This is a genomic window from Arthrobacter sp. I3 (genome assembly GCF_000520575.1).
Taxonomy (GTDB): Bacteria; Actinomycetota; Actinomycetes; order Actinomycetales; family Micrococcaceae; genus Arthrobacter; species Arthrobacter humicola_A.
In genome coordinates, this window is the sequence record NZ_KI914929.1 from 40,953 (window position 1) to 42,394 (window position 1,442).

A 1,442-nucleotide genomic window follows, 5' to 3' on the forward strand; every position below is an offset into this window, starting at 1 on the left:
GGCAACCAGGACGCGGTCCGGGTAGCCTGCCGCGGCGAGGGCGTCCTGCAGCATTTTTCGGGCCGTGCCGACCACCGGCGCGAGGCGGCCGGGCCGGCGTCGTCCGCTGGAAATCGAGGTCGAACCGGCGCCGTCGGGGGCAGTCATGGCGGCTAGAGGCCCATCCGGTCGAGCCAGAGCCGGGAGTCGTGGATCTCGGGTTCGCTGGGGAGGTGGTCCGCGGACTCCCAGACTCTGTTGAAGCCTCCCATGCCGGCGGCGGCCACCACTTCCCGGACGAACTTGGCGCCGTCACTGTACTGGCGCATCTTGGCGTCGAGGCCGAGCAAGTTGCGGATGAATTTCTCGATCATGCCGCGGTCCTGGCCGCGGTCGTTGAAACGTTGCCGGATGGTCTTCACTGAGGGAACGATGCTGGCGTCCACGGCGTCCATGACCACATTTGCGTGACCTTCGAGCAGGCTCATGAGGGCAGTCAGGCGGGACAGGGCCGCCTTTTCCTCCGGGTTCTGGAGCAGGTCCAGGATGGCGCCGCGTCCGGGCGCGGCGCCGGGTGCCGCGCGGTCCTTCAGCGATTTCGCGGCCGCCGAGGCCCGTTCCATCAGGGAATCGACATTGCCCAGCAACAGTCCGCTGAGGTTTTCGATCTCCTGGAGCATGTGGTGCCGCAGCCACGGTGCGGCGGCGAACTGCACCCGGTGGGTTTGTTCGTGGAGGCAGACCCAGAGCCGGAAGTCCGCGGGTTCGACTTTCAGTTCGCGTTCCACGGAGATGATGTTCGGCGCTACGAGCAGCAGCCGTCCGGAAGCGGGGGCCGTGGAGTTTTCGGCCAGCGCTGAGAAGGGATCGTACTGGCCCAGGACTTTGCTCGAAAGGAAGGCCAGGATGGCGCCGAGCTGGCTGCCGGTGATGGCTGCGCTGACCCCGGCAGCGCCGGGGCTGATGGAACCGCGGCCCTCCAGCAGCTTTCCCATGGCGGGCTTGAGCATGACGGCGAAGCTCTGCGTGTTGGCCTTGGCCCATGAGGCCCGGTCCACGACGAGGACCTCGGAGTCGCGCAGGTCCCGGGCGGCGTCCAGGCCGGTGATGTGGTGGACGTGCGGCACGGAAATGTCCGCCATGAGCCGCAGATTTTCGACGGCGGCGCCGATCTCGGCGCTGCCCAGGACGGGGCCCGCCGGCGTCAGCCGGGCTGCCGTGGACGCGGCGAGCTCCCAGTTGATGAGATCCGGGACCTGGACCGATGCCGCACTCGGCGTCTTGGGTGATGTCTCGCTTGATGTCTCGCTTGCAGAGGACTCCATGGGGTCCATCAGATCACAGGGCCCCGACAAAGCGCCTTAATTTTCGCTGACCGGCGAACCGGCCGGGGCTCCCGGACCTCCGGCCGAAGGGCCAGACCGGCGCGAAGAGCCAGACCTGCGCGGGGTCCCGGCCGGCCC

The 1,442-nt window shown here is 68.2% G+C and carries 1 protein-coding gene; it reads right to left on the minus strand.

Annotated elements, in window-relative coordinates:
• Nucleotides 1-152: 152 nt before the first annotated feature.
• Entirely contained in the window at nucleotides 153-1,304 is a 1,152-nt protein-coding gene (locus Y706_RS0113105) for a zinc-dependent metalloprotease (protein WP_043436137.1), read from the minus strand.
• Nucleotides 1,305-1,442: the final 138 nt, after the last annotated feature.

What these genes read in the sequence shown, in the direction of transcription:
- Y706_RS0113105 (WP_043436137.1), bottom strand. Translation starts at nt 1,304, where the DNA reads ATGGAGTCCTCTGCAAGCGAGACATCAAGCGAGACATCACCCAAGACG.